Raw genomic sequence first — 14,346 nt, forward strand, 5'->3', positions numbered from 1 at the left:
CACGGGGATCAGGTTTACAGCAGGGCGACGGGATTCACCGGCGACCCGACGGCGCCGGTGATGGGGAGCGGCGGCGCGGAGAGCAGGAACTCCCAGCGCCCCGTCGACGCGCACGCCTCGGCGAGCGCGTCGAGGTTCCACATCTCGCCGATCGTGAGCCCGAGATTCGGGATCACGACCTGGTGGAGGGGCTGGAAGGCGGGCACGTCGAACTCGTTCGGCCGCACCTCGAACCCCCAGGTGTCGGTGGCGATGGCGGCGATCTCGGTGCGGTGCAGCCACCCGGCGGTCGTGAGCGACAGCCCCGGCGCGGGGCCGCCGGCGTAGTCGCCCCAGCCCTCGCGCGTGACGCGGGCGAACTGCCCGGTGCGCACGAGCACGATGTCGCCGCGACCGACGGTGACGTCCTCGGCGTCCGCGCACGCGTCGAGGTCGGCGGCCGTGATGGCGTAGCCGTCGGCGAGCTCACCGCTCTCGGGCGCGAGGTGCCGGCCCACGTCGAGCAGCACGCCGCGCGACACGATGACGTCGGCCGCGTGCTCGATGCCGATGACGAGGTCGCCGTCGCTCGTGACGACGTCGCCCGCCCGGCGCCCGTTCCACGCGAACCCGTGGTCGAAGATGTGCCCGAGGCCGTCCCACTGGGTGGAGCACTGCAGGGGCATCGCGATGACGTCGTCGGCGCCGCCGATGCCGTGCGGGAAGCCCTGGTTGCCGCGCTCGGCATCCGTTCCCGTGTCGGTCATCGTGTGCACGGGGTTGGTCCGGCGGCGCCAGCCCTTCTGCGGTCCGTCGGTGTCGAAACGCTGCGAGAGCGAGATGGAGCGCCCCTCCCGCACGAGCGCGGCGGCCTCGCGACGCTTCGCGGTGTCGATGTAGTTGAGCGTGCCGAGCACGTCGCCCTCGCCCCACCGCCCCCAATTCCGGTGGGCCTCGGCGCGCGCGGCGATCTCCGCCTCGGGGCTCTGCCGGTCGAGGTCGGCCGGATCCTCCGACGGCGCGCTCACGCGTTCTCCTCCGCGACGCACCGCACGACCTGCGTGCCGAGAGCGCCGATGGTCCCCGTCATGACGTCGCCGTCGCGGAGGAACCTCTTCCAGTGCTGACCGTTTCCGGCGGGACTGCCGGTGAGCAGCAGGTCGCCGGGAAGCAGCGGGTGGGTCTGGGATGCCGCGGACACCAGCGCGGGGACGTCGAACAGGAGGTCGGAGGTCGAGGCATCCTGCATGACCTGTCCGTTGAGCTCGAGACGCACCGGGGTGTCGGCGGGGTCGACGAACCGGGCGGGCACGAGGAGCGGACCCGTCGGGAGGAACCCGGGCGCGTTCTTCGCCCGGTACCAGTCGGTGCCGATCTCCTTCATGTCCTTGCGGAAGACGAGGTCGCGCGTGGTGATGTCGTTGACGATCGTGTAGCCGGCGACGTGGTCGAGCGCCTCCTCGCGCGAGACGCGGAACGCCTCGCGCCCGATGACGACGGCGAGCTCGAGCTCCCAGTCGTGCACGTCGCTGGAGGCCGGCAGCACGAGCGGCACGTCGTCGCCGACGACGCACGCCGTGAGCCCGATGAAGAAGTACGGCTCGCCGGTGCGGGCGCGCTCGTCCATCATGCCGGCGGCGAAGGCGCGGGCCTCCTCCGGCGTGCGGTCGGTGTTCTGCGTCAGGCCCGCCGCCACCAGCTCGATCACGTGCTGGCGGTAGTTGGCGCCGGTCTGCAGCACCTGCCGCGGCTCGACGGGCGCGGTGAGGGTGACATCCGACAGCGGATGCCACTCCCCCGGCGCCGCGGCGAGAGCTTCGAGGCGATCCCAGTCGGGGTCGGCGAGGAACGCGTTCAGGCCACCGCCCAGCTCGTCGTCGGCGAGCGCGCGGATGCGGTCGCCGACGACGAGGCCGACGTGCACGGCATCCCCGTCCCGGAAACGCGCGAGGGCGAAGGGTGCGGTGGTCATGGTGGTGCTCACTCTCCCCGACCGGGATCGACGTTCAGCCCCGGCCCTGGACGGCGTAGGGGTTGAGCAGGGCGTCCTTGATCTCGTCGGGCACGCCCTCTTCGGTGGCGCTGGGGCCGTCGGCGGGCGGGAACGACTCGGTCATCGACATGGGCATGGCGCCGTTGCGGTACAGGTTGTTCGAGCCCTGCGACGGCTTCCAGGTGTTCGCCTCCCAGTCGGGGACATAGTTGCGGTAGCCGCCGGTGTTGAGCTCGATGCGCAGCGTCGAGGGCTCGCGGTAGTAGAGGAACGTCTGCTCGCCGATGCCGTGGATGTTGGGGCCGTACTCGATCGGGATGCCGTTCTCCATGAGGGTGTCGGCGGCGATGAGCAGCTCTTCGCGGGTGTCGACCCAGAAGGCGTAGTGGTTGATGCGGCCGGCGCGGGTCGAGCCGTCGAGGACGACGCCGAGGTCGTGCGACTTCTCGTTCGTGGTCAGCACTGAGAACACCGAGATGGGCGCCTCATCGAGGACGGTCCGCGCCATGAATCGGAAGCCGAGGGTGTCGACGTACCACTGCACGAACGCGTCGACGTCGGAGGTCGCGACGGTGACGTGGTCGAGCTGGCGGGGAGCGCCGGCGACCGAGCTGCGCTTCTCGGGACGGTCGGGGAAGATCGACGCGGTGTGGGGCTCGGGACGGTGACGCTCGACGTCCCAGTGCAGCGTCATGTTGTGGCCGAACGGGCCGGTGAAGCGGTAGGCGCGACCGATGCCGCGGCCGTCGAACCACTCGCCCTGGATGCCGGTCGCCTCGACGCGCTTGGCTGCCTCTTCGAGGGCCTCGGCCGACGAGGTGCGCCAGGCCATGGTCTCGAGCGCGGGCTCGGCGCCGCGGACCACCACGACGGAGTAGGAGTAGTAGTCGCCCCAGCAGCGCAGGTAGACGCGGTCGTCCTCGCGCGCGACTTCGGTCAGACCCACCTGGTTGACGTAGAAGTCCACCGAGGCATCGACATCGGGCGTCGTGATCGCAACGAAGGACAGGTGCGAGAGAAGCTTGATCATCTTCGATCCTTTCGGTGAATCGGGCCGTTCCGACTCTTCTTCCACTATCCGACCGAAGTCGTTATCAGGGAAGCCGATCCTGTGGATGCCGAGTATCGACCCGGTTTATTCCACTCCGAGGATGCCGTCGTCGTGGGCCAGCTCGTCGAGGTCACTCGGCCGCACGCCGGTGGCGACGGCATCCCGGAGCCTCCGGAGAGCCACGCGCTCGGCCGCCTCGCGTCTCGGAGCCGCGATGCGCCGACCCTCGAGGTCGTCGATCTCGACGTGGATCGTCGCCGCCGCGGAGTCGGTCCGCACCTCCACGCGCCGCGGTCCGAGCGCGACCGCCGTCAGCGCGTCGCCCACCCCCGCACCACCCAGCGCCCGGGTCACGCTGACCCCGACCCGCCCGCAGGCGAGGGCGAGGACGTCGGCCGTCGGCGTCGCGGCGTGCGCGACGACCTCGAGCGGACCGCCGGCGAGCACGCGCGCCCAGCCGACGGCATCCCTCAGCACCACCGCCGCTTCGGACGGCGCTCCCCACGCATCGACCACGACGTGGGCCGCGGGCACCGCGGCGACCGTCGCGACGACATCGGCCCGCAGCCGACGCCGGGCCACCACCACGGGCACGCCCAGCGCCCGAAGCCGCTCGTGGGCGGCGGCCGGCGCGGGCTGCGGTTCGTCCACCACCACCCCGATGGCGTCGGTGAGCCGCTCCAGACGGTCCCACCACGCGCCGCGGCCGTCGACGACCCGCAGGACGCCGGCCTCCTCGGCATCCGCGAGCCGCACGAGGGGCGCGAGTTCGGCCACGGCCGACCGGTAGGCGGCCAGGTCGGTCCCCACCGCCATCGCGCTCACGCGGCCACCCCCGCCCGCACGGCCGCGGCGGCGCCGTCGGCCACGGCGATGACGAACGCGGCATCCGCGCGCAGCTCGTCGTACTCCATCGCCGTCTCGCCGCGCAGCAGGGCCGCGAGCGCGCGCCACTCCGCGTCGTACCCGTCGCGTCGGTCGATCGGATACGCGGTCTGGATGCCGCGCCCGTCGCGGACCGTGGTGCGGGCGCTGCCCGCGTGCACGAACGGGGGCGGGAACTCGACGTCGATGCGCGCGCCGTCGGTCGCGACGTTCACCCGCCACAGCGAGTCCGCCCCGTCGGGCCCCATCACCGCGGTGAAACGCACGACCGCATCGGGCGAACGGAGGGCGAGGTCGAACCCGATCGGAGCGACCGGTCGCGCCCACACGACCTCGGTGGCATCCGGGACGAGATCGCGCACGAGCGGCAGATCGTGCACGGCCAGCCCGACGACCAGCTGCCGGACGATCCGCGCGCTCAGCTCGCGGTCGTCGGGGTCGATGGGCGGGCGAGCGGGCCCCGGTGCCGCGGGAAGGGGCGCGCCCGTGACGAGCTCGTGGTACCTCCCGTTGGGCGCGAGCGACAGCGTCACCGACACCGACCGCACGCGATCGCGCGTGGCGTGCAGGTGGCGAGTGGCCCGCGACCACGCCGGGTCGAACAGGTGATTCGTGCCCACCACCAGGAGGGCGCCGGCGTCGGCGCACTCGGCGACGATCTGCTCGGCATCCTCGAGCGTCGTCGCGAGCGGCTTCTCGCAGAAGATGGCGCGGCGCCCCGCGGCGAGGCTCGCGCGCACGTGCCCGGCGTGCTGCTCGGGCGGGCTGCACACGGCGACGACCTCGACCTCGGCGTCGGCCAGCAGCGCGTCCACGCCGGTCGAGGAGCGTGCTCCGAAGCGCTCGGCGATCACGGCGGCGCGCCCGCTGCCGCCGTCGCTGACGTGCACGAGACGGAAGTCGCCCGCGGTCCGCGCCAGCGTCGGCGCGTGCAGCGCCGCCACCCCGGGACCGGCCCCGATGATGCCCACTCCCCAGGTCATGTCGCTCCTTCGCGGCCACTTCGGCACGAATAGCGCCGAAGTTCGAGACTAATGAACCATAGATGACGCGAAACCGGGAGCGGGAGGCCGCCCTTGTGTGAAGATCGAGCATGGCCAACGTCTCCACGCTCCGCTTCGGCGCACAGACCGACGAGGTCACGAGCCTGCTGCGGATCGTCAACATGGTCCGACTCGGCGAGGCGGTGACGCGTCCCGAGATCGGTCGCGTCACGGGACTCGGCCGCGGCGTCGTGACGCAGCGGGTCGATCGCGCCGTCGAGATGGGCTTCCTCGAGGACGCCGAGTACGCCCCCTCCTCGGGCGGGCGGGCTCCGCGCACCCTGCGCTTCCGCTCCGAGCGCGGACGGATCGTCGTGTGCGCGCTCGGCGGACTGCACATCCACGTGGGCGTCACCGACCTCGACGGCGAGATCCGCGCCGAGGCGCACCGGGTGTGGGACATCGCCAGCGGCCCCGACGAGACCCTCGCGGTCGCGACGTCGATGGTCGACGAACTTCTCGAGACCGACGGGAACGCCCCGGTCTGGGCCGTGGTCGTGGGCCTCCCGGGCCCGGTCGACTTCGAGACCGGCCGGCCGGTCGCCCCGCCGATCATGCCCGGGTGGAACAACTTCGACGTCCGCTCGCGCTTCGAAGAGCGCTACTCGGCGCCGGTCTGGGTCGACAACGACGTGAACATCCTCGCCGCCGGCGAGCGCGCGCGACGGCGCGAGGACAACCCCGACCTCATCTACTGCAAGGTCGGCACCGGCATCGGCGCGGGGCTCGTGTCGCACGGGCGCCTGCACCGCGGCGCGAACGGCGCCGCCGGCGACATGGGTCACGTCCGGGTCCCGGGGGCGGAGCAGCAGTGCCGATGCGGGAAGATCGGATGCCTCGAAGCCGTCGCGGGCGGCTGGGCCCTCATCCGCGACGCGCGCGAGGCGGTCGCGGCGGGGGGCACGGGCGCGATCGCCGACATCCTCGCCTCGGGCGCCGAACTGGCCCCCGAAGACATCTCGAAGGCCGCCGAGCGGGGCGACGCGCTCGCGATCTCCCTCATCCAGGCATCCGCGCGGCAGATCGGCGAAGCGGTCGCCGCTCTCGTGAACATGTTCAATCCGAGCGTCATCGTCATCGGCGGAGCCGTGGCGGCCGCGGGCGAGCTGTTCCTCGCCGAGGTGCGCCACCGGGTCTACGAGCTCTCCCTGCCGCTCGCCACGCGAGACCTGTCGATCGTGACCAGCGTCAACGACGCCCGCGAGCCGTTGCGCGGCGGGGTGGACCTCGCCCGCGAGCAGTTGTTCGAGGCGGTGTTCCCGCGATGGTTCGCCGAGGGCCGCCCGACGCTCGGGGCGATCCGCGGCGCGGCGATCCCCGCCTGACACTTCTTCCTATTTGCGACATTAGTCGGTAGATTCGGGACTTATGGTCCTGACCGCGCTGCGCGACGATGCGCTGCACACCCTTCCCGACGGGTACGTCCTCCGCCTCTCCCTGCCCTGGATCCGCTCCCTGCCCCTCGCCGGTCTCGTCGACCCCGAGGTGCGCATCGACGGGCGATCCGCCCCCGCGACCGTGGAGCTCGGCGACCGCCGCGTCGACCCCGCCGACCTCGAGGCCGAGACCCTGTGGTGGCACGTGCAGGACCGCGTCGCCCTGCACCTCGTGGATGCCGCGAGCCCTGGCATCCACGAAGTGTCGGTGTCGTTCCGGCTGGAGGTGCCGTACCTCGACGGCGGGCCCGACGGGCCCCTGCGTCTGCCCTTCTTCTTCACCCGCGAGCTGGACAGCGAGACGCCGACGACGGGTGTCTCGCGCGACGTCGGGAGCCGCGCGTGAGCGCGCTGCCGGCGGGCTGGACGCTGTCGGCGAGCGCGTTCAACCTCACACCCGAGGTCGTGCGCGCCGAACGCACGGCCCCGGATCTTGCGCTCACCCTCGTCGAGCGGGGGCTCGCCTCCGCGATCGAAGTCGAGCTCGGGCAACTGTGGCGCGGCTACCCGGCGGCCACGCTCGCCGAGGCGCACGACCTGCGCGATCGCCTCCACGCCGTCGGCGGCGGCGTGAGCATCGTCGGCGTGAGCATCGACGAGTGGGACGGTCACCGCCGCCGCACCGACGACCAGCGCCTCGCCTTCCTCGAGCCGCAGCTGCGCACCTCCGCGGCGCTCGGCGCGCAGGGTGTGCGCCTCCCGATCGGCCAGGCGGGCGCGGTGCTCGAGAGCGCGCTGCCCCTGCTGGAGGAACTCGACCTCGTGCTGTACGAGGAGGCGCAGGGGCACCAGACGCCGGCCGCGTCGCCCGAGGCCTACGCGCGGATCGCCGAGATCGACAGCCCCCACCTGCGCCTGCTGCTCGACATCAGCATGCTCATGCCGGCCCTCCCCGTGACGTACCTCGAGGCGCTGTCCCGCGGTGGCGTCGACCCGGCGCTCGTGACGCTGCTCCGGGACCATTGGCGCGAGCCCGGAACCCACGGCGCGGTCGTCGACCACCTGCGGTCGGGCCGCGTGCCGGGACCGGTGCACACGCTGTACATGAACCTGCTCGTGCGGTTCGGGCGCTCCGACGTCTCGGACGTGGCATCCGTTCTGCCCCTGATCGGTGGAGTGCACCTGAAGTTCTGGGACCTCGACGACGCCGACCACCGACTTTCCGACCCCCTTCGCGACGTGGGCGCCGCCCTCGCCGCGACGGGCTACACCGGCACGCTCTGCAGCGAGTGGGGCGGCCAGGAGTGGCTCGACGACGACCCGTGGGAGATGACCTCGCGTCACCTCGCGCTGGCCGCCGGCATCCTCTCCGACCGTCACCCATCCGCACCCCTGCAGGAAGCGAGCACCCCATGACCGACCGCCCTCCCATCAAATGGAGCTACATGGACCACTGGCGGGCCCAAGGACCCGCCGGACCCTACGACCAGTGGCAGTCGAAGCTGGCGATGAAGCGATTCCTCCAGCAGGTCGCCGCCGTCGGGTTCGACGCGATCGACACGTTCGACTTCCGGATCTGGCAGATCTTCGAGCAGTACGGGTCCGTCGCCAACTACCAGGAGTTCGTGCAGGAGCAGGGCCTCGAACGGATCGTCAACACGTTCCACGGGGTCTACTACTCCCCCGACCGCTACGCCCCCGAGGTGCCCGCGACGCACGCCACGATCCTCGAGGACTTCCAGCGGACGCTGGACATGTGGTCCGGCATCCAGCTCGACAACATCATCGTGATGCCCGGGTCGCGCTACTTCGACGAGGCCGGCGTGCCCGACGACGGCCTCAAGCATGCGGCCGACATCTGGGGCAAGGTGGGCGAACTCACGCAGCAGTACGGCGTCAACCTCACCTGCCACCACGAGTTCTACGCCGGCATCCGCACGCGCGACCAGATCGACCGCTTCTACTCCTACGCCGACCCGCGCTACGTGAAGTTCTTCGTCGACACCGCGCAGCACTGCATCGCCGACGTCGACCCGGTCGACGTGTACGAGAAGCACCACGAGCGCGTGACCGGCTTCCACTTCAAGGACACCCGCCACAAGGACGTCAACGACGACTACCGGATGTTCCCGGATGCCGAGGTCTCGGCGAAGACGACCGAGAAATGGTTCTACGAGATGGGGACCGATGAGGGGCTCGTCGACTTCGAGGCGATGATGCGCTCGGTGCGCGACAACGGGTACACCGGCTGGATCAGCGTCGAACACGACAAGGCCGACAAGCTCGGCGGCGACTACGCCGAGAGCACCGCGATCTCGCGCTGGTACGCCAAGAACGTGCTGGACGGCATCTACAACGAGGAGGTCGCGCGATGAGCGACGTGCGCTGGGCCTACGCCGTCAACCAGTGGGACACGAACATCGACTCGTTCGTCCGCAAACGCGAGCACGAGCGCGCGTTCAAGACCGTGTCGATCAGCGGCTTCTCGGCCATCGAGCTCACCGCCGTGAGCTTCGGCGCGTGGGAGCCGCTCGGGACGCCGCAGCAGATCGCCGACCTCTACGGCTCGCTCGAGGGGTTCCGCGAGGTGCTGTCCGCGTGCGCGCTCGACGCCGTGAGCAGCTACGTGTACGACCCCTCCGTCGGCTTCGAGGTCGAGATGGGCCGCGGGCCCGACCCGCTGGATCCGGCCTCGGTCGGCGAGATCACCCGCACCGCACGCTGGTTCGCGGATGCCATCCGCCGCCTCGGCGGGAGCGTACTGGTCGTGCGCGCCGCGCCGTCCGCGTGGCAGACGGGGTCCCTCTCCGACGAGCAGATCGGCGCGCTCGCCGACCTGTGGAACACGGTCGGCGAGGCCGTTGCCGAGGATGGCATCGCCCTCGGCCTGCACGTGGACTTCCTCTCCGCGCTGCGCCTGGGGGATGGCATCCATCGCCTGCTCGCCGCCACGGACCCGGCGAAGGTCGGTCTCGCGATCGACACCGCCGAATACGCGATCGCGGGGATCGACCCCGTCGCGCTGTACCGGCGGTACGCCGACCGGGTCGTCCACGTGCAGCTGAAGGACGCCCGCGAGACCGTGGACGACGCCGAGGCGTCGACGCCGCACGCCGAGCAGTTCATCCGCACCGAGGGCGGCGCGCGGAAGATCCTGCGCTGGTTCTACGAGCCGAGCGACGAGCGCGCGCTGGTCGACTCCGAGGCTTTCGTCGGCGCCCTGGCCGAACACGGCTACCGCGGCTGGATCGTGGTGGAGTCCGACCAGAGCCCCCACCCCGCCGAGAGCACGATGGTCGCGGGCTGGTACGTGCAGAAGGTGCTGCGCCCGCTGCTGGGCTGAGGCTGCGCCTTTCGCGTGAGTCGCCAGGATTTGTCGCCTCGGCATGCCGGAAAGCGACAAATCTTGGCGACTCACGCCCCATGGCACCGCGCTCAGCGCGGGAGCAACCCGGCGGCGCGGTAGATCGCGCCGACCGTGCGCATCGTGCCGACGGCGCGGCGGGCGTCGAGGATGCTCGCCGCGCCGGTGGTCAGCACGTCGCGCAGGTGCTCCAGCTGCCGGGCGTAGCTGTTCTCGGCGGGGTCGACCGCGACCTCGCGCAGCACCGTGCCGTCGGGGGTCGTCACGCGGAGGGTCGCGCCCCACTGCGGCACGATGACGCTCGTCGCACGCAGCGTGGCCGCGCCCCCGAAGACCCGCACCTCCATCGCCCCGGCGTCGTCGCCGAGGAACGACGCCCGGACCGCGGCCGGGATGCCACAGGGCAACAGCAGTTCGGCGTCGGTCTGCAGGTCGATGCGGGGGTCGGCGTCGTACGTCCGCACCGACGCCGAGACCACCTCGGGCTCGCCCCACGCCGCCCGGAGCAGATCGACCGCGTAGCAGCCGACGTCCATCACGGCGCCGCCGGCGAGGTCGCCGTCGAGGCGGATGTTGCCCGGCTTCACGACGAAGTGCGGGATGCTGAAGTCCACCTCGACCCGCTGCACGTCGCCGAGGACCCCCGACCCGATCGTGGCGAGGAGGTCCGCGATGAACGGATGCAGGCGGTAGTGGAAGCCGACGAACGCGCGTCGGGCGTTGGCATCCGCCGTGTCCGCGATGGCCGCGGCGGTCGTCCCGTTCGCCGACAGGGGCTTCTCGCACAGCACGTGCTTCCCGGCCTCGAGCGCCCGCGTCGCCCACTCGGCGTGGACGATCGGCGGCAGCGCGAGGTAGACGAGGTCGACCCGGGGATCCGACAGCACCGCGTCGTAGTCGCCCCACGCGGGGAGGTCGAGCCGGTCGGCGAAGGCCTGCGCCCGGTCCGGGTCCCGCGCGCCGATCGCGACGACCTCGACACCGTCGACGGTCCGCGACGGCTCGACCATCGCGCGTTCCGCGATGCCGCCCGCCCCCAGGATGCCGATCCCGATCACGCCTCTCCTTCTCCGTTCCCCCTCCGTCGACAAACGCGATCGGCGGTGAGAAACGACGTGTCGTCACGTTTCTCACCGCGGAGAGCGTTTATCGGACACCTGCGCGCGCCTCACCCCTCGCCGTTGTAGTACGGCCAGGGGTTGATGCGGCGGTCGCCGCGGCGGTCGGGGCCGGTGAGCGTGACTTCGCCGGTCGCGGCCCACTCGACGCCGCGAGGGAACATCCGGATGAACTCGATGCGCCGGAACGTGTCGATGTCGTGCCCGATCGTGATCGTGAACGACCGGCCCGCACCGTACTCGTTGATCCACGCGAGCGGCTGGTCGGTGTTGATGCCCGGCAGCGCCGCGATCCCCTCCGGCGGGATGTCGACCGGGTAGTGCGACATCGGCCACACGGGTGCCTTCTCGTACGCCTCGAGGTCGTCGAAGGTCGTCAGCAGCACCTGGGCGCCCTCGTACATCTGCACGCCCACGAGGATGTCGTCACCGGTGACGGTCCAGGTCTCGTTGATGCCCTCGGTGATGGGATGCCGGGGCTCGGCGGTCCGCAGCAGGGCCTCGCCCCACGGACGGGGGCGGAGGCCTGTCTCCCACGCGCTGAGCTTGGCTCCGCGCATGACGTTGTACTCCTCGGGGTAGCCCCAACGGTCTTCCTGGGCGGCGGAGCCGTGGAACCACACGATGCCCTTGCCCTCGTCGTGCACGAAACGCAGGATCGCGGCATCCGTCTCGGCCCCGAAGCCGGTCGCGATGTCGTGGTAGCCGTCGCGGCCCTCGAACACGACGATCAGCACGTCGTACTTGTCGATGACGCTCGCGGGCAGCCCGCGCGGATCCTCGACGACCCGCACGCGGAAGCGCCCGGTGTCCTCCAGCAGCGTCGTGATCCACTGGTTGTGCAGACGGAAGCTGCGGTGGGCGTTGTCGTGCTCGACGGTCATGTGCCCCGAGAGGATCAGCACGTTCAGCACGGCTCAGTCCTTTCGCGAGAACGCGGCGTCGAACAGCTGGTGGGGCGGGGTGATCTCGCCGAGCTTGCGCACGAAGGCCAGGGCCTCGGGGCCGCCGACGAGCCGATCCATGCCGGCGTCCTCCCACTCCACGCTCGTCGGACCGTCGTAGCCGATCGCGTTCAACGCGCGGAACAGCGGCTCCCACGGCACGGCGCCGTGCCCGGTGGAGACGAACGTCCAGCCGCGACGCGGGTTGTCCCACGACAGGTGCGACCCGAGCACGCCGTTGCGGCCGTCGAGGTTGGTCACCGACTCCTTGCAGTGCACATGGAGAATGTGCTCCGCGAAATCCAGGACGAACGCCACCGAATCCAGCTGCTGCCAGACGAAATGCGACGGGTCGAAGTTGAAGCCGAAGCTCTTCCGGTGCCCGATCGCCTCCAGTGTCTTCTTCGCGGTCCAGTAGTCGTACGCGATCTCGGACGGGTGCACCTCGAGCGCGAAGCGCACGCCGACCTCCTCGAACACGTCGAGGATCGGATGCCACCGGTCGGCGAAGTCGCGGTAGCCGGCCTCGATCATCGCCTCGGATGCCGGCGGGAACATCGCCACGTACTTCCAGATGCTCGACCCCGTGAAGCCCGTGACCGTCGAGACCCCGAGCTTCGCGGCGAAGCGCGCGGTGTTCTTGAGGTCTTCCGCGGCGCGCTGCCGCACGCCCTCGGCATCCCCGTCGCCCCACACGCGCGACGGCACGATGTCGTGGTGACGCTCGTCGATGGGGTCGTCGCACACGGCCTGGCCGACGAGGTGGTTCGCGATGGTCCAGACCTTCAGGCCGTGGCGCTCGAGGATGTCGAGACGTGACTGGACGTACTCGGCGTCGTCCCAGCGCGAGACGTCGATGTGGTCGCCCCAGCAGGCGATCTCGAGGCCGTCGTAGCCCCACTCGCCGGCGAGACGCGCGACCTCTTCGAAGGGCAGGTCGGCCCACTGGCCGGTGAACAGGGTGATCGGGCGTGCCATGACGAAACCTTTCAGGAGACCGGAACGGGGGATGCCACGCTCGTCCACGCGGAGGCTGCGGCGGAGCTGCGCTCGACCGCGTCGAGCACCTGCTGAACGCTGAGTCCCTCGGCGAACGAGGGGTGCGGGTCGGTCCCGCTGTCGATCGCGTCGACCAGGTCGACGACCTGGTGGGTGAAGCCGTGCTCGTAGCCGAGCATGTGACCCGCGGGCCACCACGCGGCGACGTACGGGTGCACGGCCTCGGTGACGAGGATCTGCGTGAAGCCCTGGCGTCCCTCGGGCGCCGTGCGGTCGTAGAACCGCAGGCTGTTGAGGTCTTCCAGGTCGAACGCGAGCGCTCCGCGGTCGCCGGACACTTCGATCGTGAGCGCGTTCTTGCGGCCCGTGGCGAACCGCGTCGCCTCGAACGACGCCAGCGCGCCGTTGGACAGCCGCCCGGTGAAGATCGCAGCGTCGTCGACCGTGACGTCGCCGACGCCCTCCCCGGCCGAGCCCGAGAGCCCCGATCCGGCGGCCTGCAGGGGACGCTGCTTCACGATCGTCTCGAGCGTGCCGGTGACGCTGTCGATGTCGAGCCCCGTGACGAACCGGGTCATGTCGATGATGTGGGCGCCGATGTCACCGAGCGCCCCCGACCCGGCGTGCTCCTTCTGCAGACGCCAGGCGAGCGGCATCCCGGGGTCGACGAGCCAGTCCTGCCGGTACGCCGCGCGCACCTGCTGCACCGTGCCGACCGCCCCCTCGGCGATCATGTCGCGCAGCAGCGTCACCGCGGGCACGCGACGGTACGTGAACCCCACCATCGACCGGATGCCGCGCGCCCGGGCCCGCTCCGCCGCCTCGGCCATCGCCTCGGCCTCGGCCACGGTGTTCGCCAGCGGCTTCTCGCACAGCACGTGCTTGCCGGCCTCGAGCGCCGCGATCGCGATCTCGGCGTGGGAGTCGCCCGGCGTGACGATGTCGACGATGTCGATGTCGTCGCGCGCGATCACCTCGCGCCACTCGGTGGCGGACTCCGCCCAGCCCCACGTCGCGGCGGCGGATGCCACGGCATCCGCGTTCCGGCCGACGACGACGGTCATCTCCACCGGCCGCGGCAGGTCGAAGACGTGCGGCGCCTGGCGCCACCCGACCGAATGCGCCGCCCCCATGAAGCCGTAGCCGATCATCGCCACGCGCAGGGGCCGGGCGGATGTCATGCCAGCACCAGCTCGCGCTCGACCGGCACGCGGTTCGTGACGTAGCGGCCGGGGCCGCCGTCGACGCCCGGCATGATCTGCATGTAGAGCAGACGCATCGTCAGCACCACCTCGACGGTGATCTTCTCGCCCGCCGCGGGCGGGGTGTCGAGGTGGATCCGCACGTCCGGACGGTCGGCGACGAACCACAGCGTGTCGGACTGCTCCGGCAGCTCCTCGACGCGGTACTCGCGACCCTCGAGGACGAACCGGAGGTCTTCCGTCGGGATCGCGACGCCGTTCACGGTGGCGGCGACGCCGTCGACCGCCGACAGCCAGAGGCTGCGGTACCACGGCAGCTGTACCGAGACGGCGAGCCCGTCGTCGGTGCGACGGACGTCTTTCTCGGCGAAGAGCGAGTTGTGGGTGGCCAC

General features: G+C 71.2%; 15 protein-coding genes. 5 read left to right on the forward strand and 10 right to left on the reverse strand.

Annotation, left to right across the window (positions count from 1 at the left end):
• Positions 1 to 14: 14 nt before the first annotated feature.
• From P8R59_RS04930 to P8R59_RS04950, 5 genes are all read right to left on the reverse strand, one after another.
• Positions 15 to 1,007, reverse strand: coding sequence for a cyclase family protein (locus P8R59_RS04930; RefSeq protein ID WP_278102997.1), 993 nt, complete (start codon positions 1,005 to 1,007; stop codon positions 15 to 17).
• Entirely contained in the window at positions 1,004 to 1,951 is a 948-nt protein-coding gene (locus P8R59_RS04935) for a fumarylacetoacetate hydrolase family protein (RefSeq protein WP_278102998.1), read from the reverse strand. Before P8R59_RS04935 ends, P8R59_RS04930 begins: the two co-directional genes overlap by 4 nt.
• A 34-nt stretch (positions 1,952 to 1,985) precedes the next feature.
• Complete coding sequence (locus P8R59_RS04940; protein WP_077051220.1) at positions 1,986 to 3,002, reverse strand: VOC family protein; 1,017 nt, start codon at positions 3,000 to 3,002, stop codon at positions 1,986 to 1,988.
• A 105-nt stretch (positions 3,003 to 3,107) separates the two neighbouring features.
• Complete coding sequence (locus tag P8R59_RS04945; RefSeq protein ID WP_278102999.1) at positions 3,108 to 3,848, reverse strand: hypothetical protein; 741 nt, start codon at positions 3,846 to 3,848, stop codon at positions 3,108 to 3,110.
• Positions 3,845 to 4,891: a Gfo/Idh/MocA family protein gene (locus P8R59_RS04950; protein ID WP_278103000.1), complete on the reverse strand. Its 1,047-nt coding sequence runs from the start codon at positions 4,889 to 4,891 to the stop codon at positions 3,845 to 3,847. The genes P8R59_RS04945 and P8R59_RS04950 overlap by 4 nt, the downstream gene beginning before the upstream one ends.
• A 110-nt stretch (positions 4,892 to 5,001) precedes the next feature.
• Between P8R59_RS04950 and P8R59_RS04955 the strand changes: the two genes are divergently transcribed.
• The 5 genes from P8R59_RS04955 to P8R59_RS04975 are packed head-to-tail and all read left to right on the forward strand — an operon-like array spanning position 5,002 to position 9,670.
• Positions 5,002 to 6,276, forward strand: a complete 1,275-nt coding sequence (locus tag P8R59_RS04955) for an ROK family protein (protein ID WP_278103001.1) — start codon at positions 5,002 to 5,004, stop codon at positions 6,274 to 6,276.
• 43 nt (positions 6,277 to 6,319) lie between these two features.
• Complete coding sequence (locus tag P8R59_RS04960) at positions 6,320 to 6,733, forward strand: hypothetical protein (protein WP_278103002.1); 414 nt, start codon at positions 6,320 to 6,322, stop codon at positions 6,731 to 6,733.
• The gene (locus P8R59_RS04965) at positions 6,730 to 7,743 is read left to right on the forward strand and encodes a restriction endonuclease subunit R (protein WP_278103003.1); all 1,014 of its coding nucleotides are present in this window, start codon (positions 6,730 to 6,732) and stop codon (positions 7,741 to 7,743) included. The genes P8R59_RS04960 and P8R59_RS04965 overlap by 4 nt, the downstream gene beginning before the upstream one ends.
• Complete coding sequence (locus P8R59_RS04970) at positions 7,740 to 8,702, forward strand: sugar phosphate isomerase/epimerase family protein (RefSeq protein WP_278103004.1); 963 nt, start codon at positions 7,740 to 7,742, stop codon at positions 8,700 to 8,702. The genes P8R59_RS04965 and P8R59_RS04970 overlap by 4 nt, the downstream gene beginning before the upstream one ends.
• A complete protein-coding gene (locus P8R59_RS04975) occupies positions 8,699 to 9,670 on the forward strand; it encodes a sugar phosphate isomerase/epimerase family protein (protein ID WP_278103005.1) in 972 nt (323 codons plus the stop codon). The genes P8R59_RS04970 and P8R59_RS04975 overlap by 4 nt, the downstream gene beginning before the upstream one ends.
• 92 nt (positions 9,671 to 9,762) lie before the next feature.
• Here P8R59_RS04975 and P8R59_RS04980 read toward each other — a convergent pair whose 3' ends face one another.
• The 5 genes from P8R59_RS04980 to P8R59_RS05000 form a co-directional block, all read right to left on the reverse strand.
• Complete coding sequence (locus tag P8R59_RS04980; RefSeq protein WP_278103006.1) at positions 9,763 to 10,749, reverse strand: Gfo/Idh/MocA family protein; 987 nt, start codon at positions 10,747 to 10,749, stop codon at positions 9,763 to 9,765.
• 110 nt (positions 10,750 to 10,859) lie between these two features.
• Positions 10,860 to 11,723 carry a ThuA domain-containing protein gene (locus P8R59_RS04985; RefSeq protein WP_278103007.1) on the reverse strand — a complete coding sequence of 288 codons (864 nt, stop codon included), beginning with the start codon at positions 11,721 to 11,723 and terminating at the stop codon, positions 10,860 to 10,862.
• A gap of 3 nt (positions 11,724 to 11,726) precedes the next feature.
• Positions 11,727 to 12,731, reverse strand: a complete 1,005-nt coding sequence (locus tag P8R59_RS04990) for a sugar phosphate isomerase/epimerase family protein (RefSeq protein ID WP_278103008.1) — start codon at positions 12,729 to 12,731, stop codon at positions 11,727 to 11,729.
• Between the two features lie 11 nt (positions 12,732 to 12,742).
• Positions 12,743 to 13,933: a Gfo/Idh/MocA family protein gene (locus tag P8R59_RS04995; protein WP_278103010.1), complete on the reverse strand. Its 1,191-nt coding sequence runs from the start codon at positions 13,931 to 13,933 to the stop codon at positions 12,743 to 12,745.
• The gene (locus P8R59_RS05000) at positions 13,930 to 14,346 is read right to left on the reverse strand and encodes a C-glycoside deglycosidase beta subunit domain-containing protein (protein WP_278103011.1); all 417 of its coding nucleotides are present in this window, start codon (positions 14,344 to 14,346) and stop codon (positions 13,930 to 13,932) included. Before P8R59_RS05000 ends, P8R59_RS04995 begins: the two co-directional genes overlap by 4 nt.

The sequence above is a fragment of the Microbacterium proteolyticum genome (genome assembly GCF_029639405.1).
Classification (GTDB): Bacteria; Actinomycetota; Actinomycetes; order Actinomycetales; family Microbacteriaceae; genus Microbacterium.